Annotated in this window: 16 protein-coding genes and 2 pseudogenes; 14 read left to right on the forward strand and 4 right to left on the reverse strand. The window is 35.2% G+C overall.

Annotated features, from left to right (window positions below):
* Positions 1-2: 2 nt before the first annotated feature.
* The 7 genes and pseudogenes from EGH73_RS01660 (at position 3) to EGH73_RS01690 (ending at position 11,194) form a co-directional block, all read left to right on the forward strand.
* Positions 3-779, forward strand: a complete 777-nt coding sequence (locus EGH73_RS01660; RefSeq protein WP_123280383.1) for an alpha/beta fold hydrolase — start codon at positions 3-5, stop codon at positions 777-779.
* A 118-nt stretch (positions 780-897) separates the two neighbouring features.
* A complete protein-coding gene (locus EGH73_RS01665) occupies positions 898-1,128 on the forward strand; it encodes a hypothetical protein (RefSeq protein WP_123280384.1) in 231 nt (76 codons plus the stop codon).
* A gap of 183 nt (positions 1,129-1,311) precedes the next feature.
* Positions 1,312-4,156, forward strand: a pseudogene (locus EGH73_RS01670) (TonB-dependent receptor).
* Positions 4,156-5,187 (forward strand): phytase, encoded by a 1,032-nt coding sequence (locus EGH73_RS01675; protein ID WP_116033639.1) that lies wholly within the window; start codon positions 4,156-4,158, stop codon positions 5,185-5,187. Before EGH73_RS01670 ends, EGH73_RS01675 begins: the two are co-directional and overlap by 1 nt.
* A 120-nt stretch (positions 5,188-5,307) precedes the next feature.
* Entirely contained in the window at positions 5,308-6,309 is a 1,002-nt protein-coding gene (locus tag EGH73_RS01680) for an NAD-dependent epimerase/dehydratase family protein (protein WP_123280385.1), read from the forward strand.
* 93 nt (positions 6,310-6,402) lie between these two features.
* A complete protein-coding gene (gcvP, locus tag EGH73_RS01685) occupies positions 6,403-9,261 on the forward strand; it encodes an aminomethyl-transferring glycine dehydrogenase (protein ID WP_123280386.1) in 2,859 nt (952 codons plus the stop codon).
* A 511-nt stretch (positions 9,262-9,772) separates the two neighbouring features.
* On the forward strand, positions 9,773-11,194 hold the full coding sequence (locus tag EGH73_RS01690) for an OmpA family protein (protein WP_123280387.1): 1,422 nt from the start codon (positions 9,773-9,775) through the stop codon (positions 11,192-11,194).
* A 122-nt stretch (positions 11,195-11,316) separates the two neighbouring features.
* Here the strand turns inward: EGH73_RS01690 and EGH73_RS01695 are convergent, their stop codons facing one another.
* The 3 genes from EGH73_RS01695 to EGH73_RS01705 all read right to left on the reverse strand — a co-directional run bounded on the left by EGH73_RS01695 (position 11,317) and on the right by EGH73_RS01705 (position 13,992).
* Entirely contained in the window at positions 11,317-12,087 is a 771-nt protein-coding gene (locus EGH73_RS01695; protein WP_148041670.1) for a hypothetical protein, read from the reverse strand.
* Positions 12,088-12,241: 154 nt separating this feature from the next.
* On the reverse strand, positions 12,242-13,156 hold the full coding sequence (locus tag EGH73_RS01700) for a T9SS type A sorting domain-containing protein (RefSeq protein ID WP_123280389.1): 915 nt from the start codon (positions 13,154-13,156) through the stop codon (positions 12,242-12,244).
* 101 nt (positions 13,157-13,257) lie between these two features.
* Positions 13,258-13,992, reverse strand: a complete 735-nt coding sequence (locus tag EGH73_RS01705; protein WP_123280390.1) for a DNA-formamidopyrimidine glycosylase family protein — start codon at positions 13,990-13,992, stop codon at positions 13,258-13,260.
* Positions 13,993-14,063: 71 nt separating this feature from the next.
* Between EGH73_RS01705 and dgt the strand changes: the two genes are divergently transcribed.
* Positions 14,064-15,419, forward strand: a complete 1,356-nt coding sequence (dgt, locus tag EGH73_RS01710) for a dGTP triphosphohydrolase (protein ID WP_123280391.1) — start codon at positions 14,064-14,066, stop codon at positions 15,417-15,419.
* Positions 15,420-15,491: 72 nt separating this feature from the next.
* On the opposite strand, the gene lipB is transcribed toward dgt, so the two are convergent.
* Positions 15,492-16,202, reverse strand: a complete 711-nt coding sequence (gene lipB / locus EGH73_RS01715; RefSeq protein ID WP_089769066.1) for a lipoyl(octanoyl) transferase LipB — start codon at positions 16,200-16,202, stop codon at positions 15,492-15,494.
* 101 nt (positions 16,203-16,303) lie between these two features.
* Here lipB and EGH73_RS01720 point away from each other — a divergent pair.
* The 6 genes and pseudogenes from EGH73_RS01720 (at position 16,304) to EGH73_RS01745 (ending at position 22,908) form a co-directional block, all read left to right on the forward strand.
* Positions 16,304-17,193 (forward strand): annotated as a pseudogene (locus EGH73_RS01720) (hemin-degrading factor).
* A gap of 79 nt (positions 17,194-17,272) precedes the next feature.
* Complete coding sequence (locus EGH73_RS01725) at positions 17,273-18,145, forward strand: ChaN family lipoprotein (protein WP_123280392.1); 873 nt, start codon at positions 17,273-17,275, stop codon at positions 18,143-18,145.
* Between the two features lie 90 nt (positions 18,146-18,235).
* A complete protein-coding gene (locus EGH73_RS01730) occupies positions 18,236-18,913 on the forward strand; it encodes a response regulator transcription factor (protein WP_089769070.1) in 678 nt (225 codons plus the stop codon).
* 91 nt (positions 18,914-19,004) lie between these two features.
* Positions 19,005-20,369 carry an ATP-binding protein gene (locus EGH73_RS01735; RefSeq protein ID WP_123280393.1) on the forward strand — a complete coding sequence of 455 codons (1,365 nt, stop codon included), beginning with the start codon at positions 19,005-19,007 and terminating at the stop codon, positions 20,367-20,369.
* Between the two features lie 209 nt (positions 20,370-20,578).
* Positions 20,579-21,826: a TolC family protein gene (locus EGH73_RS01740; RefSeq protein WP_184808055.1), complete on the forward strand. Its 1,248-nt coding sequence runs from the start codon at positions 20,579-20,581 to the stop codon at positions 21,824-21,826.
* Positions 21,826-22,908: an efflux RND transporter periplasmic adaptor subunit gene (locus EGH73_RS01745; protein ID WP_123280394.1), complete on the forward strand. Its 1,083-nt coding sequence runs from the start codon at positions 21,826-21,828 to the stop codon at positions 22,906-22,908. The genes EGH73_RS01740 and EGH73_RS01745 overlap by 1 nt, the downstream gene beginning before the upstream one ends.
* The last annotated feature ends 6 nt before the right edge of the window (positions 22,909-22,914 follow it).

Consider the following 22,914-nt stretch of genomic DNA (forward strand, 5'->3'; position numbering starts at 1 on the left):
TAATGGAAATATTACATTCAAAAATATACGGAGAAGAAAGAACAGAAACGCCACTTCTGGTTTTTCACGGATTGTTCGGAATGCTGGATAATTGGGGAAGTTTTGGAAAAGAATTTGGAGAATTGATGCCGACGCATTTGTTGGATTTGAGAAATCACGGTCGTAGTTTTCATTCAGATTCTATGACACACGACGATTTGGCAAATGATATTCTGAATTATCTTGACGCTCATAACATTCAAAAAGCCAATCTATTAGGACATTCATTAGGTGGAAAAGCGGTGATGCAATTCGCCATTAATTTTCCTGAAAGAGTTGAAAAACTAATTGTTGCAGATATTTCTCCAAAAGCTTATCCGCCACATCATCAGGGAATCATCAAAGCGTTGCAATCTGTGGATTTTAATAAGGTTGAATCAAGACAGGATGTTGAAAACGTTTTAGGCGAATACATTCACGAGAAGTTTGTGATTCAGTTTTTGATGAAGAATTTGTATTGGACAGAGGATAAAAAATTAGCTTGGAGATTCAATCTTGAAACTTTGGCTTCAAAATATACTGAGTTTGTTTCTAATGCAATTAAATTCGGTGTTTTTGGTGGTCCGACTTTGTTCATTGCCGGAGCTAATTCCAATTATATTCTTCCACAAGACGAGTTTCTCATCAGACAACAATTCCCGAATTATAAACTCATCAAAATCAAAAATGCAGAACATTGGGTTCAGGCTAATAATCCTGTCGATTTCAATGCAGCAGTAAAGGATTTTCTTCTGAATTAAGAATATTAACCACATAGAAACATAGATTTAAATTCTAATTAAGCTGAAAAGAATCATCTCTATGTGTCTATGTGGTTTTAAATTATAAAAAACTTTGAAGTATCATTGTAATTCCTAAATGAAAAAATACCAGGAAACCATTTATAAAATCATTTTGATTTTTTCTGTTGTCATCAATCTGTTTTTGATTGTGCTGATGTTTTTCGTTCTCAGAGATTCGTTTTCTGGAAATGGAGAATGGTTTTTGGAAGGTAGGAGTTTTTGGTTTTTCATTGGTGTAATTCTAGCTTATTCTGTTTTGAATTGTTTTCTTTTGCTTCAGATTTTCAAAAGAAAGAAACAGACTTAACTTAATCACTCAGCAAATTTTGTAAATTTTTCAATCAATTTATCCAAGATGAATGATAAATTGATTGAAAATTATTTGTTAAATCTTATTGATATTTAATTTTAGTAAATTTATTATATGATTTAAGTTGTCTTAATATGTTTGGATGAGCGCAATCTTATTTTTGTCCGCAAATAAATCTAAATGAAAAAGCTTATTACAACTGTACTTTTTTGTGCAACAGTTTTTGTGTTTGCGCAAAAAGGTAGTATCTCTGGGATTATTAATGATAGTAACCAAATTCCTTTGCCTGGGGCAAAACTAACTTTAACACCTGGTAATTATTACACAATCTCTGATGCTACAGGCGATTATGTCTTCCTTAATGTTCCAGAAGGAACCTATACGCTAACCGTAGATTATATTGGTTATGGCAGTCAGCAATCAACAGTAGTTGTGAAATCCGAGAATAATACTAGCGTAGATGTTTTGTTTGATAAAAATAAGTCAACTACAATAAAAGAGGTTCGGCTTCTTGGTATTAGCAGACAAAACCAAGCTAGAGCACCAAGCTAGAGCCCTAAATACGCAGAAAAATAATTCTAATATCACCAATATTGTTTCGTCTGATCAGGTAGGGAAATTTCCGGATTCTAATATCGGAGATGCTTTAAAACGAGTACCTGGGATTACGATGCAAAATGACCAAGGTGAAGCTAGAGATATTATTATTAGAGGTTTGGCTCCAGAACTTAACTCAGTTACTCTCAATGGAAACAGAATTCCGTCAGCAGAAGGTGATAATAGACGAGTTCAGATGGATCTAATTCCTTCCGATATGATTCAACTTATCGAAGTTAACAAAACCTTAACGCCAGATATGGATGCAGACGCCATTGGAGGCTCCGTAAATCTCATCACAAGAACTGCACCTAACAAAGAAAGAATATCTCTTACTGCTGCTGGTGGTTATAATCCTATTAGAGATAAAGTATCTAGTAATACAGCTTTTATGTATGGTAACCGTTATTTTGGTAAAAAATTTGGATTTGTTTTCAACGGTTCTTATAATAATCAAGATTATGGGTCTGATAATGTAGAAGGTGTTTGGGCGCAAGATAAATTTGGTAATGCTTACATCAGAGAGATGGATATTCGCAAATATGATGTAAGGAGAGAGCGTAAAAGTTTAGGGGCTAATTTTGATTTTAAAATTAATGATAAAAATATCATCAAAGCTGGTGCTGTTTATAACTGGCGAGACGATTGGGAAAATAGATATAGACTGAGATTTAATAAAGTTACACCTATCTACGACAAAACAGATGAAAGTCTTATTACTGGTTACAAAGCTGATCTTAGAGCACAAACCAAAGGTGGTATAGATACTGATAAAAGTAAAGCGGCAAGGCTAGAACGCCAGATTATGCAAAACTATTTTATCAATGGTGAACATTTGTTGGGTTCTCAGCTACAATTAAATTGGTCTGGAGGTTATTCACGAGCGTCCGAAGACCGCCCTAATGAACGTTATATAGATTATCAGTCAAAGGGAGTAGCACTTTCTGGTTATGATAGTGAGAAAGAACCATTACTAACGCCAACAACAGAACCTACACTCAAATCCTTTAAATTCCGAACACTTACGGAGCAGTTTGGTCATACTTTTGAAGATGAGATTACGGGGAAAGTAGATCTTAGAATTCCGCTTAATATCATATCAGAGCAAAAAGGCAGATTGAGATTTGGAGCAAAAACAAGAATCAAACAAAAGGAAAGAGAGAACAGTTTTAATGACTATACTCCAACCGATGCCAACACTCGCTTAGCCACTATGGATAAAATTAATCCAGTCTATTGGGATGGTAAAAATTGGTCTCCAAATAGCAAGTATATCCCAGGATATTTTGCATCAAAACAATTATTAGGCAATTTGGATTTATACAATACAGGAATGTTTTCTTCAGAAAGTAATCCTGCAAAATATCTCGGGGTAAATTACAAAGCCAAAGAACAAATCTATGCTGGATATATCCGTTGGGACCAAAATATTACGGATAATTTTTCTTTCATAGCAGGTCTTCGTTTAGAAAATACCCACACAGAGTATACTGGTAATATCACCAAAACCGAAGATGATGATGTAATTTTAGAAGGTGAGAGAAAAATCAAAAACGACTATACCAATTATTTACCAAGCATTACCTTCAAGTATACGCCAACAGATGATATGGTTCTTAGGGCTGCTTATACAACTTCTTTGGCAAGACCAGGGTATTACAATTTGTCTCCATTTGTGAATATTACACCAGGAGAAGATGCACAAATAGATGCAGGTAATCCAGATTTGAAAGCTTCTTATGCTCATAACTTCGATGTAATGGGAGAGTACTATTTCAAATCAGTGGGATTAATATCAGTTGGTGGTTTTTACAAAAAGATTAATAAATTTATCTTTAATTACATCGATCAAAATTTTACAAGAGACAAGTTTACACAACAGTTTCCTGATCTCGCTAATGATTTGGGAGCAGATAATACCTACGTATTTTCACAAGCCAGAAACGGACAAAGTGTAGACGTTTATGGTTTTGAAGTTGCTTTGCAGAGACAACTAGATTTTCTACCTGGTTTTCTTAGTCATTTTGGGATTTATGCCAATTATACTTATACACATTCCAAAGCCAAAGGTATTGCAGGAGATGATGTACAAAGAGAAGGTCTTATGTTGCCAGGAACAGCACCACATATGTTTAACTCGTCCTTATCTTGGGAAAACAAAAGATTCTCCGCGCGTGTATCGCTTAACTATACAGCTTCTTATTTAGATGAGATTGGAGGTGTTGTTTTTGATGACCGTTACTATGATAAACAAACCTTCTTAGACGCTAACGTATCTTATGCTATCACAGAAAAAATAAGATTCTTTGTTGAAGCTAATAATCTTACCAACCAACCATTAAGATATTACCAAGGCGAAAAGAACAGAACAATGCAAATGGAATATTATAAACCAAGATACAACGTAGGACTAAAATTCGATTTTTAATGAAAAAGATATTATTGATAGCTTCGGTTTCTTTTTTGATGGTACAATGTACATCTATGAAGGTTAAACCAGTTTATAAAACACAAAAAGTTCAATTTGATACAGATGATCCAGCATTTTGGATTAATCCACAAGATGCCTCCAAAAGTTTAATTTTAGGTACAGACAAAGAAACCAATGGAGGGATTTATGTTTACGATTTAAAAGGTAAGATTGTAAATAAAGTTTTGGGGATACAACGTCCCAACAACATTGATGTAGAATATGGATTAGAAGTAGGTGGTAAAAAAATGGATATCGCTGTATTTACAGAGCGCGAAACTAACAAAATACGTGTTTTTTCGGTGCCAGATCTAAAACCAATAGATAACGGAGGGATTTCTGTTTTCGAAGATAGCGATCAAAAAAGTCCAATGGGTATTGCATTATATAAAAACCCTGCAACACAACAAATTTATGCAGTTGTTGGGAGAAAAACAGGACCTTCTGGCTCGTATTTGTATCAATATCTACTGAAAGATAATGGTAATGGACAAGTAATTGGAGAGCTCGTTCGTAAGTTTGGCGAATACTCAGGTAAAAAAGAAATAGAATCTATTGCAGTAGATGATGCTTTGGGAGTAATATATTATTCTGATGAACAATACGGGATTCATAAATATAATGCAGATCCATCAGCTTCTAATGAACAATTAGCTTTATTTGGTACCAATGATTTCAAATCAGATATCGAAGGAATTTCTATTTATCCAACAGGTGAGAAAACAGGTTATATTTTGGTCTCAGATCAGCAAGCCAATACTTTTAATGTCTATAGACGAGAAGGAGATACTAATGAAAATACGTACCAAAGGATTGCTATCATACCAGTTTCTACTAAAGAAAGTGATGGATCGGATGTTAGTAATGTTAATTTTGGACCAGATTTTCCTAAAGGTATGTTTGTAGCAATGAGCAACGGAAAAGTTTTTCACATCTATGATTGGAGAGATATAGAAGCTCTTATTTTGGCACAACAAAATAAAAAATAAAAACAAGAGGATTATCCGAAATTCTTATACAAAAGCTGCATTGGTAAATAATGCAGCTTTTCTTATTTTATGTGATTAAAAATCATTTCATAAATCTACAATTTCGCTATATTTGCACATATGGTTTTAGTCACCGGCGCTACAGGAATACTCGGAAGAGTGATTGTTCTTGAACTTTTAAAGCAAGGAAAAGAAGTTCGCGCAACAAAAAGACCTTCTAGCAATCTGAAAGAAGTAAGAGCGTCCTATCGTTTTTATACAGATCAGCCGGATTTTTATTTTGATAAAATCCAATGGATTGATACCGATTTTGATTCCATCGAATCTTTAGAAAATGCTTTAGAAGGAATCGAAGAAGTTTACCATTGTGCTGCAATTGTCAGTTTCAATCCTCAGGATGACAAAGCGATGAACAAAACAAATGTTGATGGAACAAGAAATCTTCTCTATGCTGTAGAAAATTCTACTGTTGAAAAATTTCTTTTTGTAAGTTCAATAGCCGTTTTGGATGGTTATAATGAACAGGGAATGATGGATGAAAATTCGGATTTTAATCCAAAACTAAATCATTCTGGTTATGCTATTTCAAAACATCTATCCGAAATGGAAGTCTGGAGAGCATCTGCGGAAGGTCTCAATACGGTGATTATTAATCCGGGCCTGATCATCGGTTCCGGAAATTGGAAAAAAAGTAGTGGAGATCTCATTTCAAAATCTTCCCATTCATACACTTTCCCAGGAGGAACGGCTTATGTGGATGTGCGTGATGTTGCTAGAATTGCAATAGAATTGATGGCAAGAAATGCGTTTGGAGAACGTTTCATCATTATTTCGGAAAATGAGAAGTTCAGGCTGGTTTCGGATAAAGTTCGGAAAGTCCTTGGTAAATCTCCAGCCAAATTGCTTCCGGAGTTTTTATACACAATTTTTCCAATTATTTCATTTCTTTTAGGCTGGCTGTTTCCAATACTTAAAATGCTTAGTAAAACCAATATAGAAACCGTAAGAAGTGATTCCAGGGTTTCTAATAATAAAATTATCAAGTTTCTAGACTATCAATTTATCCCTGTCTCGGAAAGTATAGATTTTCATTTGAAAAACTACCTTTCAGATAGAAAATAGAGGTTTTTAATTATGATTTTATTCATTGCTTAATTCTTTGAAAAGTATTATTTTTACGAACCTTTTAGTAAAAATCTAATTCAAAGTTTATAAATGAATACACAGCAATTTGTAAGTCGCCACATCAGTCTGAACGAAGCTGATAAAGCGGAAATGCTTAGCAAAATCGGAGTTAATAGTATCGATGAATTGATATCTCAGACGATTCCGGAAAGTATCAGGCTAGAGAAAGATCTTGAGCTGTCAGATGCGCTTTCGGAGTATGAGATGTTGCTTCACTCCAAAGAATTGGCAGCAAAAAACGCAGGTTTTGATACCTACATCGGATTTGGTTACAATGATACTATTCTTCCTTCTCCAATCCAGAGAAATATTCTGGAAAATCCAAGCTGGTATACAGCGTACACTCCATATCAGGCAGAGATTGCTCAGGGTAGATTAGAAGCACTTCTAAACTTCCAGACCGTCGTTTGTGACCTAACAGGTTTTCCGATGGCCAATGCTTCACTTCTTGATGAATCAACTGCTGCTGCTGAAGCGATGCATATGTTCTTTAATAACAGAACTAAAGATCAAAAGAAGAACAATTCAACAAAATTTTTTGTTTCAGACTTAGTTCTGCCACAAACCGTTTCTGTTCTTAAAACTAAAGCGGAAGGTCTTGGAATTGACGTCATAGTGGGAAATCATGCAAACCATCAGTTCAATGATTCATATTACGGGGTTTTGCTTCAGTATCCGGGTAAGAACGGAATTGTTCTAGATTATACAGACTTCATAAGTTCAGTAAAAGGATTTAATCTACAAGTGGTAGTAGCTTGTGATCCAATGGCTTTGGTAAAACTTAAGTCGCCTGCTGCAATGGGTGCAGATTGTGCTGTGGGAACTACTCAGAGATTTGGTATTCCGATGGGTTATGGCGGGCCTCACGCCGCATTTTTTGCTTGTAAGGAAGATTATAAAAGAGATATCCCAGGTAGAATCATTGGTGTTTCTCAAGATATGTACGGAAAGCGTGCTTTGAGAATGGCACTTCAGACTAGAGAACAGCACATTAAAAGAGAAAAAGCAACCTCCAACATTTGCACGGCTCAGGTTTTACTGGCAGTAATGGCTGGGATGTACGCTGTTTATCACGGTCCAAAAGGACTTGGATTCATTGCGGATCAGATTCATTATAAAACCAATGCCGTTAATGATGCTTTGAAAGTGTTAGGTTATGATGTTGTGGATGAACCTGTATTCGACACGATAAAATTCAGGCTTCACGAGGAGGAAAAAACGTCATTAAGATTGTTAATGAGAGATCGGAAAATCAATCTTAACTATTTCTCCCAAGGAATTGTAAGTATTTCTCTGAATGAGACCACTACACTTGAAAAGCTCAATAAATTAGTAGATGCTTTTGCACATTTTAAAGGAAAACAAGGCTACAAATTAAGTCTAAAAGAAGATTATTCGATTCCGTCAGATCTGTTAAGAACCGATGAAATCCTGAAGGAAGAAGTGTTTAATAAATACCACACAGAGACAGAGTTGATGCGTTACATCAAACGTCTGGAAAGAAAAGATTTATCTCTGACTCATTCAATGATATCTCTTGGTTCTTGTACAATGAAACTGAATGCAGCAACGCAAATGATACCATTATCTTGGGCAGAATGGGGAAGTGTTCATCCATTTGTGCCGACTGAGCAAGCTGGTGGTTATCAGGAAATGATTAAGCAATTGGAGAAAGACCTAGCGGAAATCACTGGTTTTGCGGGAACATCACTTCAGCCGAACTCAGGTGCTCAAGGCGAATATGCAGGTCTAATGGTCATCAGAGAATATCATAAAAATAGAGGCGAAGGCCATAGAAATATTGTATTGATTCCACAGTCAGCGCACGGAACCAATCCAGCTTCTGCAGCAATGGCTGGGATGAAAATAGTGGTGGTGAAGAATCTTGAAAACGGAGAAATTGATTTTGAGGATTTTAAAGCCAAAACAGAACAGCATTCTGAGAATCTTTCTGCCATAATGATTACTTATCCATCAACTTACGGATTCTTTGATGCCAACATCAAGGAAATCACAAAATTAACACACGAGCACGGCGGCCAGGTTTATATGGACGGTGCTAATATGAATGCGCAGGTAGGATTTACAAGTCCAGGAAACATCGGGGCAGATGTATGTCACCTGAATCTTCACAAAACTTTTGCTATTCCTCACGGTGGCGGTGGTCCTGGCGTTGGTCCCATCTGTGTGGCTGAGCATCTGGTGCCTTTTCTTCCAACCAATGCCAATATTCCTGTGGGAACTAAAGAGGCGATAGAAGGGATTTCCGCTGCGCCATATGGCTCCGGTCTTATTCTGAACATTTCGTATGCTTATATCAAAATGCTCGGAACGGCGGGACTTAAAAAAGCAACTGCATATGCTATTCTGAATGCTAACTATTTAAAAGAATTATTGGCAGAACATTTCCCAATTCTTTATGCCAATGCAAATGGCAGAGTCGCGCACGAATGTATAGTAGATTTCCGCCAGTTCAAAGCTTTGGGAATTGAAGTGGCAGATGTTGCAAAACGATTGATGGATTATGGTTTCCACGCCCCAACGGTAAGTTTTCCGGTAGCTGGCACTTTGATGATAGAACCTACAGAATCTGAAAGCAGAGAAGAAATAGAAAGGTTTGCCGAAGCATTAATCAGTATCAAAAGTGAAATTGAGGAAATTGCAAATGGGGAAGCTGATGCTAGTAACAACGTATTGAAAAATGCACCTCATACAGAACAACTGCTCATTTCTGATAATTGGGACAAGCCCTATGGAAGAGAAAAAGCTGCCTATCCGTTGGAATGGGTGAGAACGCATAAATTCTTCGCTACAGTCGCACGAGTAGATGAAGCATATGGCGACAGAAATCTAATTTGTACCTGTGAGCCTATAGAAGCTTATATTTAACATTAAAACCTCTCATTTGAGAGGTTTTTTTATGTGAATTTTTAATTAAGATAGGTCTCTAAAGATTTCTGGCTTTCCTTATTAAAATTTTACCGAGCAAGAATTAGCATTATTTATAATTTTAAAATGGAAATCAGTATTAGTCTGCCGAATTTCATTTGGATTAAAAAGATTGGAATTTTGGCATGCAAACCTAATTTTTTGATAAGTTGTTATTATAATTATGAATGATCAGCCTAATTTAATACCATTGATATTTAATTTTTAAACATTTATTTAACTTTTTTATTTTCGATCTCAATGGATTGATTTATAATGTTTTAAAATTCTTTTCAACTATTAAATTAAGTTAATTATAAGGTTTTAATTAATCAAAATAATAAGCATTTATTATTGATGGTATGATAATTGAATAAAGAAGAAAAATCCGCTTGAGTACAGTATTATGTGAGCGAGTTGGTATAATTTCAATTATACATTTAACATTTAAAACAATAAAAATTTATTATTTATGAAATCAAGATTAACAGTTTTGTCGATGGCTCTATTGTGCCCGGCAGTGATGTTCTCTCAAGAAATGACGCAGACTACTTCTGCACAATCTGAAACCACATCTGTAGATTCAAACCCAAGGTACAACAGCTGGTCTATCTCTTTTGGTGGCGGTATTCCATTGATGCAGAACGCAGATTTGAGATCCATCCAAAGTGGTAATACGCTTGTAGGATATTCTTCCTATTTCAGTATTGATAAGGCTTTATCTCATACTTTTGGTTTAAAACTTCAATATGACCGTGGTGAGACAAGACAAGGATACTTTAATACTAAAGATGCTGCACCAGCAAATGCGGCAGCTAACCTTCAAGTAGCAGGAAGAACACAGTATGATGCTATTTCTCTTTTAGGGGATATTAATTTATCAAATTTATTAAGAAGAGTGGATAGAAAATCTGACTTCAGATGGGCACTCCATGGTTATGCAGGTGCTGGTGTTTTGGCATATCGTGCTTACCAAAAAGATGAATTCGGACAAAGACTTATGACAGAGAGAAAGGCTTTCAAAATGAATTCGTTGTTTGGACAGGCTGGTGCTGGATTAAAATACAAAATCAGCAATAGAGTAGATATTGAAGGAAGATTTATGTACGTTTATACAGGTGATGATTCTTTCGATGGTGGAGGAGATCAGTATAGCGCTGTGAACAGAATCAGCTCTCATACTTCTGATAATTTCTTCAATACCACCTTGGGGCTTACTGTTAAACTTGGAAAAAATGCTGATCACGTAATGTGGGTAGATCCTTTAAGAAATATCTACAGCAAGATAGACGAGCTTGAAGATAAAGTTGATAATTTTAAAGTTTGTAAAAATGGCGATGCAGATAATGACGGTGTTTGCGATGATTGGGACAAACAACTGGATACGCCTGCTGGTGCAAGAGTAGATGGTGCCGGTGTTGCTTTGGATGTAGACATGGACGGTGTTATTGATCTTAACGACAAATGTGTAACTGTTCCTGGTCCTGTGGAAAATAACGGTTGTCCTATGGGTAATTCAAATAACGGGGGCGTGGCTTCAGCAGATGAAACACTTATGAATGGGATAGAATTCGATCTTAACTCTGATAGAATCTTACCAAGTAATACGCCTATTCTGAACAGTGCAGTTAGCTATATTAATTCTACAAATGGATCATATGTCGTTGTAGGCGCTACAGACTCAAGAGGTAGTGCAAGTTATAACAAGGCTTTGTCTCAGAAAAGAGCTAACAACGTTAAACAATATTTAATTTCGAACGGTGCTAATTCTTCCAAATTAGAAACTATGGGTAATGGTAAGTTTGACCTGAAATACCCTGAATGTGATCCAGCTTCGAAATGTCCGGAATGGAAAAATAAAGCAAATAGAAGAGTGTATTTTAAAGCAAAATAAATTTTAATTTTTTCTATTGAAGAGACTGCCAGAAATGGTAGTCTTTTTTGTTTAATAGATCAACTTTTTTATAGTTACATTTAACTCATTAAATATTAAAAGTTTATTATATTTATTTAAAGTTAATTTTTGATATGTTTTCGAAAAAAATCTGCAATATCTTGTAATGATTGTTTTGGAAATTCGTGACTGGCATCACTACTTTGAATTACAAGTTCAGTATTGTTTTTACCGTTGAAAATTGTTTTATCACCATCTGTTTTTCCTGCCAATGAAATCCCGAGATTTGATTTCACAATAGGAATCGATAATTCTTGATTCTGAGGTGACACAATCTTGTCATTTTTTCCAATGTACATCCAAACTGAAATAGGAACTGCACCGGAAATCATTTCGCCTCCTTGGGCAGAAGCAGAACATATAGCAGTAATTTTTTCGCCTCGTTTCTTCCATAGAACATTCACAAATCTGGCACCGTTAGAATGCCCGATAAGATAAATCCTGCTGTCGTCAATCTTGTAAGCTTTGTGAATATCGGCAAGTACATCATCAAAAAATTTAATGTCTCTACCTCCAAGGTCATCCGTAAAAATCTGCCATCCGTTCATTGTCCCGTTTGGATCTATTCCGGGTACTTTTCTTCCCGGCAATCCCTGCATGAAAATAACCAATGCATCTTTGTAATAGTTTTGGATGTCAATTCTTCTGCTCACAAAATTAGCATTGCCGCCTTGACCGTGGAAAACAAAAATAACAGGCGTTTTATCGGTTTTAGTCGCTGGTTCATAAATGATAGCTTTTCTAACTACACCATCGATGGTGAAATTTTTTGTGATTTGAGCATTCAACGTTGTTATCCAACTTAAAAAGACAAGAAACAGCAGATTCTTCATATTCATAATTTATCAGTTGGATTAATATGTACCGATCAAAGTTAAATGAATCAACCTAAAATAGCTTAATTAACCAAACCTATTGGATTGATAAATCAATTGTATTATTAATAAAATTAAACAAAAAATCCTGCAGTTTAAGCAGGATTTCAATTTATTGTTTGATGAATTTCGAGGTGTATTTTTTATCTTTATCAGTATTGACGTCAATTATATAATTCCCTTTCGGTAAACTTTCAACATTCATTTCTTTTGTTGCTGAGAATGTTTTTACTTTCTGACCTGCAACATTGTAAATACAGATATTAGTAATGGTTTCATTATTCGGAATATCAATTTTCAGTACATCTTTTACAGGATTTGGATAAAGCTTGATGTTAGATTTTTTGACATCATTTACAGCCATTACCTCATCATTAATCTTAATATTGTCGATGTAAGCAAATCCGCTAAAATTATCGTGAAGGAATATAATGCCCAATACATTCGTTTTTGAAAAATTAGTTCCTGTATAAACCAACGTTCCGTCGATATAATATTTAATCTGATTTTCAGAGATTTCAGCTTTTAATTTATACCATTTATCAGCCTGCCAAGTAAATTCAGTAGCTTCATAATCATAGTCTATGCTACTTACAACTTCCAGATTACCAGTGTAATTGAATGAGAATGTAGAGATCGGGACAAACTCATCATTATCCGCACCATAAGTTCCAAATTCAAAAGTAGAACCATCCAGTTCGGATATATAAGCATCGAATTCTATGGTTGTGTTTTTATAATTAAATCCCTGATCCAGAATTTTTGCGGCGCCATAGATCGGAAACCATCCAAAATCTTCGTTAAGATCTACCGCAATTTTTAATGCGTTGCTGCCTGCACTTGCACTTTCACTTGTAATGGTCTGGCCGTTGATAGGAAGTTCATCACTGTTAAGCGTTACTTCCCAGTTGTTTTGACCGTGGATGTTACCCGTTGTGTAGCCTTCGTTACTTTCGAATGAAATGGATTTTTGTGCCATTGCAAAAGAAGAAACTAATGACAGCATTAATAAGTATTTATTTTTCATAACTAAAATTTTATCAATAATAGTTAAAATAATTACCAAATCAAACTCAGATTGATAATAAAATCATTTTGTAAATCATTTTTCACCAGCATCGTCTATTGTTAAAAAAAATTTTGGTCTGTCTCGCAGTAGAAACTTCTCCATTTGTATTTTCCGGTTATTTTTCGGGCAAGAGGTTTACCACACAATGGGCAATTTTTCTTTTGATGAGCTTTCCAATGTTTTTTTAGAGTATTTTCCCGTTTCCATTTCAGAAAATCAAAACTGTAGTTTCGAGCTTCAGATAGAAGATCATTGATCTTATCTTTTGGCATTGTTCCGAGTCTGCTTTCGGGCTGCACGCCAATGCGGAACAGTGTTTCATTTTTGATGATATTGCCAACGCCCGAGAAAATATTCTGATCCATCAAAGCATCACAAACCATCATTTCAGGATTTTCTTTCAGCTTGGCTTTAGCTTTTCTGGGATTCCAGATATCACTCATCACATCGGCTTCCCAATCTATGGTTTTGAGAATTTCATTGGGCAATATTTTTACAGAACAAGAAAAGAATAAAGCTTTTCCATTTTTGAATGTGAGTCCAATGCGTAGATTCCTGTATGGTTTGGTCTGCTCATGGATTTCGTACGAACCAAACATCAAAAGATGGATTCTCACACTGACTTTATCAAAAATAAGATAAGCTTGCTTACCAAAGAGTCTTATTTCATTCAATTTTTTATTAGTAATAAGCTTATAATCAATTTTTACAGTCCCTTCCACAGATATTACTTTCTGTCCAACGAATTTGCTGAGTTTTTCTTTCATCAAAACAATAGTTGGACCTTCTGGCATTTTTAATTTTTTAGGGAAAAATCAAATATTATTCCGCTAAAAAATAAATATCCCTTATTTTTGGAGCTATTATGGATCTGAATTCAATTTTTACAAGTCAGCGCACAGGGAATAATCCCAACACAAAAGTTTCCAGAACGGATTTTCAGAGGGATTTTGACCGCATTATTTTTTCTTCCGCATTCCGAAGATTGCAAAACAAAACGCAGGTTTTCCCGCTTCCGGGAAGTGTTTTTGTGCATAACAGGCTCACGCATTCTCTGGAAGTTTCTTCTGTGGGTAGAAGTCTGGGTAGTGTGATTGGCGAGTTTATTTATGGTCAATTCAAAAATGATCTGAATGAGGAATCCAAAAATTTTTATCTGCACAATCTAAGCAATGTAATTGCAGCAGGCTGCCTTTGTCACGACGTTGGAAATCCTGCATTCGGACATTCTGGTGAAGATGCTATTGCCAGCTATTTTGACAGAAATGAAACTTCGCTTAAATCTAAATTCAACGAAAAAGAATGGGCAGATTTGGTGAATTTCGAAGGAAATGCCAACGCAGTCAGAGTTTTGGCGCAACAACAACAAGGCAAAGATGCTGGTGGAATTCAGTTAACTTTGGCGACTTTGGCAAGTATTGCAAAATACCCTTGTGAGGCGATTGCTAAAAAGAAAGGCGTGATCCATCGTAAAAAGTTTGGCTTCTTTCAAAATGAAAAGGATATTTTTCTGGAAATTGCTAAGAGCACGTCAATGATTCAGGAAAATGAAGATCCTTATATCTTCAAAAGACATCCATTTGTTTGGCTCGTAGAAGCAGCGGATGATATTTGTTACAATATCATTGATATGGAAGATGCGCACAGATTGGGAATTGTTTCTACGGCAGATTGCAAGAACCTCTTTTTTGAACTCGTAAAATCGGAAACAGATGACATCAAAAGAGTAGACCAGAAGCTGGATTCCATCAGCAATGAAAATGAACAGATTTCTTATCTCCGAGCAAAGGTTATCAATGCATTGATTAATAAGTCCATTGAGCTTTATAAAAATAATTTCGACAAAATTTTACAAGGTAATTTAGAAAAAGGACTTTTGGATATTTACAAATCTGAAAATAAAACGCTTCAGGATATCGAAAGTTTTTCAATAGAAAAAATATACAATCACAAAGCTGTTGTGGAAATTGAAAATGCCGGCTACAACGTGATGTACGAATTACTGGATCATTTTATTCCATCGATTTTAAAATCAGCTGATGAAAGAAAATCGTATGACAAAAAGGCGTTGAAACTACTTCCGAAGCAGTTTTTCTATGAAGATGGAACAGATTATCAGAAAGTGCTAGGCGTTATTGATTTTGTGTCCGGAATGACCGATAATTTTGCTACGGATTTATATAGAAAAATCAAAGGAATAGATATCGGGATGACGATGTAGATGTGATAAATTATGAATTATAGATTTTAGATGATTTCAATTTAAATTTTACAATCTAAAATCTATAATTATTTAAATCAATTCGCAACCAAAAACATCTACAAAGTGTTTTTTGATTTTTTGTTTTACTTCCTCATAATCAACTTCTTGCTCTAATTCTCTTTTCAAGGAAGTCACCTGCTTATCGGTAATTCCGCAAGGAATAATGTATTCGAAATAACGCATATCCGTATTGACATTGAGCGCAAATCCGTGAATTGTAACCCAGCGTGACGCTTTTACGCCCATTGCGCAGATTTTTCTTGCGTATGGTTTTCCGACATCCAGCCAAACGCCTGTTTCACCATTAGAGCGTTCGCCTTTCAAACCATATTCTGCAATAGTTCGGATAATGACTTCTTCCAAATCACGCATATAGCGATGGATGTCTGTGTAGAAATTTTCCAGATCCAAAATAGGATAGCCAACTATTTGCCCGAAACCGTGATAAGTAATGTCTCCGCCTCGGTTCACCTTCACATAAGTCGCATTGATTTCTTTTAGCTTGGCTTCATTGGCCAGAAGATTTTCCTCGTGTCCGCTTTTCCCTAAAGTATAAACGTGCGGATGTTCTACAAAAAGAAGAAAGTTTTCTGTAGGTTTCTGATTATCTGGATTTTCTCTATTGTAAATCTTGGTGTCTAGATTTTTTTTCAGTAATTCTTCCTGATAATCCCAGGTTGGCTGATAATCTTTGGTTCCCAGTTCCTGAAATTTTACTTTTTTATTGATGATTGTATTCACTGTTGTTGAATTATTTCTACAAATTTACTCATTATTTAAGCAAATCACAACAAACAAAAAACCACCCGAAGGTGGTCCTTATAGAATAAAAATTGGAAAATATGGCTTATTTTATAACAAGCTTTTTTGTTTCTGTCTGTCCTGATTTAAAAACAAAATGGGACGCTCTGAAAGCAGAAAATCCACATCTTAGAATAAGAAATGCAGCAGAACAATTGGGTGTGAGCGAAGCCGAACTTTTGTTAACCAACGTTGGAAATGGAACCACAGTTTTGAATTCAGACTTTTCAGCACTTCTTCAAGAGATTGAAAAGCTTGGGAAAGTGATGGCTTTGACAAGAAATGACGAATGTGTTCACGAAAGAAAAGGTGTATATTTGAATCCAGATTTCAGTAATCCTCACGGACAGGTTTTCGTAGGAGAGGACATCGATTTGAGAATCTTTATCAACTCTTGGAAATTTGGTTTTTCCGTGGTTGAAGGCGACAGAAAAAGCTTCCAATTCTTCGGAAAAGATGGATTGGCACTTCACAAAATCTATTAGATTTGAAAGACACGCACGATTTCTTTATGATGACTAAGAAATTCGGAGTTAGCAGAACGCAGGCTTTGAGATTAGCTCCAGAAGGATTTGCTCAAAAAATCGATAATTCTAAGGTTGTGAATGTATCGGAAGATGCTTTTGAAAAACACATTCCAATAATGGTTTTTGTGGGAAACAGAGGGATTATCCAAATTCATACAGGAGAAGTTAACAAGACGCTTTGGCATCAGCAGTGGTTCAATGTAATGGATCCGGATTTCAACTTACACCTTGATACAACTAAGATTGGAGAAACTTGGATTACGAAAAAACCAACGGAAGATGGCGAAGTTACGTCAGTAGAAGTATTTAACAAAGACGCCGAATTTATCGTTCAATTCTTTGGAAAAAGAAAGCCGGGAAATCCTGAACTTCAGGAGTGGAAAGATTTGGTTGCCGGTTTATAAATAAGAAATAATTATTATTAATCTTAGGTCGTTTTATCGTTTTAATTTGCTTTAGAACGACTTATTTATTTTATTGTTAATGAAAAAGTTATTACTATTTATTACTATAATAAGTTTAAGTAATTTAAATGCACAAAATTTTGATGCTTTTAAATTCTATAACAAGAAATCAAAAGAAGTTTCTTCCAAAAATTTAATTAAAGAATTGGCGGATTATGATGTTATTTTTATTGGCGAACATCACGATAATTCTATTAATCATTGGTTGGAGAAAAGATTGACGGAAGCTCTTTTTGAGAAGAAAAACGGACAGATTATTTTAGGCGCAGAAATGTTTGAAAGAGATAATCAACAATCATTGAATTCTTACTTAGCTGGAAAAATTGATGCTAAAAATCTAAAAGATTCTGTAAGGCTTTGGAAAAATTACGAAACCGATTACAGGCCTTTGGTTGATTTTGCGAAAGACAAAAAGCTAAATTTCATAGCGACGAATGTTCCAAGAAAATACGCTTCTCAAACTTCCAAAAACGGAATCAACAGTTTGAATGAATTACCAGAAGTTGAAAAGAAGTTCATTGCCAAATTACCAATAGAAGTGACTTTGGAAACGCCAGGCTACAAAGAAATGAAATCTCTGATGGGCGACCACGTTGACGAAATGAAACTCATGAATTTCATCTCAGCCCAAGCTATAAAAGACGCAACAATGGCAGAATCGATTTTCCAAAATCTGCAGTCAGGAAAGACTTTTATCCATTACAACGGCGATTATCACAGCAAGCAATACGGCGGAATCTATTGGTATTTGAAAAAGAAAAACCCAAACCTGAAAATCGCAGTCATTTCTGTGTTTGAATCCGAAAAACCGGAATTGTCTTTACCAGAAAAAGATTTCATCCCGACGGAATTTAATCTTGTGATTTCGAGTGATATGACGAAGACTTATTGATACATCAAAGCATTCTTAAAGAGTGCTTTTTTTATTTAATTGATCAGAAAACATAAAAATTCCCATATTTGTAAATTAAATCATCACAAAATGCAGGCTTTACTTTTAGAAGACGATGCGGTCTTGTCTTCAGAAATTGCACTTTTCCTGGAATCCAAATCCATCAAAACCGATAAAGCGGAAGACGGAGAAAAGTTTCTTGATATATTTTCAACCAAACCGTATGATATTTTTTTGTTGGACATCAATGTTCCGAAAATCAATGGATTGGATATTTGTAAAACCATTCGAGAAACCAATTCGGAAACACCGATTATCATTATTTCTGCCTATGACGGAATCGAGGAAAAGAAAGAAGCTTTCTTGAGAGCGGCAGATGATTATCTGGTGAAACCATTTTTGTTGGAAGAATTGTTGCTCAGAATCAATTCTCAAATGAGAAGGCTGACACCAAAAACTGAAGAAAAAGAAAAAATTGTTGTGGAAGATTTGATTATTTACCCAGAAGACAGCAAGGTTTTCCGTTCTGGTGAAGAAATTAGTTTAACAGTGAAGGAATTTCAGCTGTTGGTTTTATTAGCAAGAGCCAACGGAAGAACACTTTCTAAACAGTATATCTCGGACGAAGTTTGGAAAAATCAATTCCAATCCACCAACAACGCTATCGAAGTTTATATCAACTTTCTAAGAAAAAAAATCGATAAAAACTTCAAAACTAAACTCATCCACACAAGACCCGGTTTCGGATATTATCTAAGTCCACTTTAAGAGTTGGAAAGTTTTAGAATTAGGGGATTGTAACATCAAACAACAATCATTCATCATTTATCACTTATCATTCATCATTCATAATTAATTTATGTCTTTGAAACGTAGAATAGCAATCAGTTTAAGCATCGCATTTTCCTTAATTTTTGGGATTATGATGTTTATTGTGTACGTTTCTTTCAATGATTTTAGAAAAGACGAATTCCGGGAAAGGTTTCAAAAGCGGTTGGTTTTCACAGTCAATTTTATTGAAAAGTCTGGCGATTTTGAAAAGGAAGCGCCTATTTTCTTTGATGAGAATTCTGATAATGTTCTTCTGAATGAGAATATTATGATTTTTGGAAAAGACAAAAGTTTGGTTTATAGTACTTTGAAAGATAAAAAAATTACTTGGGATCAAAGATTATTAGAACGGCTGGACAAAGAAAAAACGATATATCAGGAGAATTCTGTTGCCGAGATTTTTGCAGCTTTAAGAACAATAAAAGGCGAAAATTATTATATTTTAACTAGTGCTCAAGATGTTACAGGACAATCCAAATTGGATTTCTTGAAATATATGCTGATTTTTTCTTACGTCGTAAGTATTCTGTTGATTTGGTTTTTCAGCTATTATCTGGTTTCCAGATTCCTTGAACCTTTGGAAATTCTAAAGTCTGATATTTCCGATATCAGCGTACATAAATTAACAACTCCTGTTGTAGTAAAAAACTCTCAAGATGAAATTGGTGTTTTGGCAAAATTATTTAACCTAATGACAAGCAGATTAAACGATGTTTTCCAATCTCAAAAAGATTTCAATTCCAGTGCGGCTCACGAGATGCGAACCCCTTTGACAAGGATGGCTTTTCAGTTAGAGAATTTGATTCAATTAGAAAATCACTCGGATAAAACTAAAACTACTTTGCAGCAGATGTTGCAGGATGTTTATCAATTGTCAGACCTTACCAAATCCTTACTTTTACTTTCCAAATTCGATAAAGAAGGCATCGCGAGTGTCTATGAAGAAGTAAGGATTGATGAAGTTGTTTTCGATGCTTTCGAAACGGTCCATCGTAATTTTCCCGACTTCAAAATGGATTTTCAGATTGATGAAGAAAGTATAGAAGACTCTATTTTAACAGTGAAAGGTGTAAAATCTTTATTAGAGATTACATTTATTAATTTGTTCAAAAACGCAGCTTTATATTCAGATAATCAGGAAGTTGATATTTCGATTAAGGAAACCGATTTTAGGATTATCGTCAAAGTATTTTCCATCGGTTCAACTATTCCGATTGAAGAAAGAGACAAACTTTTCGAAGCCTTTATGAGAGGAAGTAATTCTGAGAACAAAGCAGGTTCTGGTCTTGGTTTGCGCATCGTAAAACGTATTTTAGAATATCATAAAGCAGACATCACTTATTCTTCACTTTCGGACAGTGAGAATCTTTTTACCGTGGTTTTCAACAAGTAATTTTTTGATTTTTAGTAAATAATATTTGTCATTCCACACGAATCTCAGCGTCGTTTAGATTCCTGCGGAATTACAAACTATGCATAAAAGTCTATCATCTATCCGTCTATTTTCTTTTCTTCCAAACCACAATTAAGTTTTTTTTAAGCCATATTTAAGGCCGTTTTAATCTCAGAAAGCCATTTTTGCAAAACCAAAACGAGATAAGAATGAACAAAATAACAACATTGGTGTTATCCGTTTCGGCATTTGTTGGTCTTTCTGCGCAGCAACAGATGTCTCTTCAGGATTGCGAATTAGCATTTCAAAAAAACAACCTCCAGCTTCTTGCCGCGCAATACAATATCAATATGGCGGATGCCGATATTATTCAGGCAAAGATTTGGGAACTTCCTCAGATAGAAGGTTATGTGAATGCCGTGAATCCTCAAAACAAAAAAGTTTTTGATGTGGGAAAAGCCAAAGGTGTAGAAATCACGCAACTGATTTATTTGGGCGGAAAAAAGAAGAACGAAATCCAATTTGCAAAGTCAAACAAGGAGCTTTCGCAACTGCAGTTCAATCAATTATTGGTTGATCTTCGGTCGCAGTTGAGAAGCACTTTTTACAACTTGATTTATGAGCAAAAAAAGCAAATCAGTATTGATGCTCAGTTGAAATATATGAACGAGCTTTTGTCGGCTTACAAAGTTCAGACAGACAAAGGTAATATTTCTTTAAAAGATTTTGTAAGACTTCAAAGTATTGTGATTCAGTTGAATAATGATAAGACTGAAATCAATAATAATATTCTTGGTTATCAACAAACGATGAAAGTTTTGACGGGGAATCAGGAAAAAACAACTGCTAAAATCTCAAAACCTGAAGAAAACGAAATTCTAATTTCTCAACCTTTCGGAGATTTGGAAATTCTTCAAGAAAAAGCGTTACAAAACAATGCAGATTATCTCTACAATTTAAAATTGATTGATAACAGCAAGCTGTATGCACAATGGCAGAAATCACTCAACGTTCCAGACCTCAATCTAGGAGCAGAATATGACCAAGGTTCCGGAAATTTTAATAATGAAGTTAATCTGAAAATTGGAATTCCTATTCCGCTTTGGAAATCGAACAAAGGTAATGTTGAGAAAGCAAAATATGCGATTCTGCAAAACGAAAAAAACTCAGAATATCAAAAACTGAACCTAGAAACTCAGGTAGAATCGGCTTATCAAACCTGGAAAAACCAATACGACCAATACTTTGAATTAAAACCAATCGATTTAGAAAATCTAGAAACGGTTTATAACGGTATTCTTAAAAACTTCCGAAGCGGTAATGTCAGTCTAATAGAATTCACTGACTTTATGGAGAGTTACAGACAAACCGTTTTGCAGGTTTATGAGATGAAAAAACAGATTATGATTTCCGCAGAACAGCTGAATCAATTAGTACAAACCAAAATCTTTTATTAATGCGAAAAATTATTACACCCATTATCATTTCAGCACTTTTGCTGTCTTGTTCCAAACAAGAAGAAGTAAAACAGGAAGAAACAAAAGGTTTTGAACTGAGCAATACTATGCTGAAAAGCACAACTTTTGCAAAGGTTGAAAAGAAATTTATCGAGGACGAGCTCAGCTTTTACGGTAAAATCTCCGCAGATAAAAATAAATATATCGACATTTTTCCGTTGGTTGGCGGTAACGTTCTCAGCGTGAATGTGGAATTGGGAGATTATGTGACCAAAGGTCAGGTCCTGGCAACGATTAGAAGTACGGAGTTGGCAGAAGTTCAGAAAGATGTCAGCGATTCCAAAACCGATTTGATAGTCGCAGAGAACAATCTTCGTGTTGCAAAAGAACTGTACGCAGGAAAACTAAACACTGAAAAAGACGTTCTAGAAGCCGAAAGCGAAGTGAAAAAAGCAAAAGATGCCTTACGACGTTCCAATGACGTCAGTACGGTTTATAATGTTAAAAAAGGGAACATCTACAGTGTTATTTCCCCGATTAATGGTTATATCGTTCACAAGGACATCAACAAAGGTATGGAACTGAGAAGCGACAGAAGTGAGAATATTTTTGATGTTGCGAATACCAAAAATGTTTGGGCCATTATGAACGTTAACGAAGCGGATATCGATAAAATTACGTTGGGGATGAAAGCTCAGGTTTCCACATTATCATATCCAGACAAGGTTTTTTACGGAAAAATTGATAAAATTTTCAAAATCATAGACCCGGATACCAATGCGATGCAGGCTAGAGTAGTATTGGACAATTCGCAGGGATTGCTGATTCCAGATAGCAAAGCGACGATAAAAGTTTCCAAATCCGAAAATACAACAGCCTTAGCAATCCCTTCCAAAGCCGTGATTTTTGATGACAACAGATATTTTGCCGTGGTTTACAAATCGCAGACCGATATCAAGGTCAAAGAACTTAAGATTTTGAAACAAAACTCGGAGACAACTTATGTTTCAGAAGGACTTTCGGAAGGAGAAAGTATCGTGACCAACAATCAATTATTGATTTATCGCTCTTTGAATAACTAAAATTTG

The sequence above is a fragment of the Epilithonimonas hominis genome (assembly GCF_003730015.1).
Taxonomy (GTDB): Bacteria; Bacteroidota; Bacteroidia; order Flavobacteriales; family Weeksellaceae; genus Epilithonimonas; species Epilithonimonas hominis.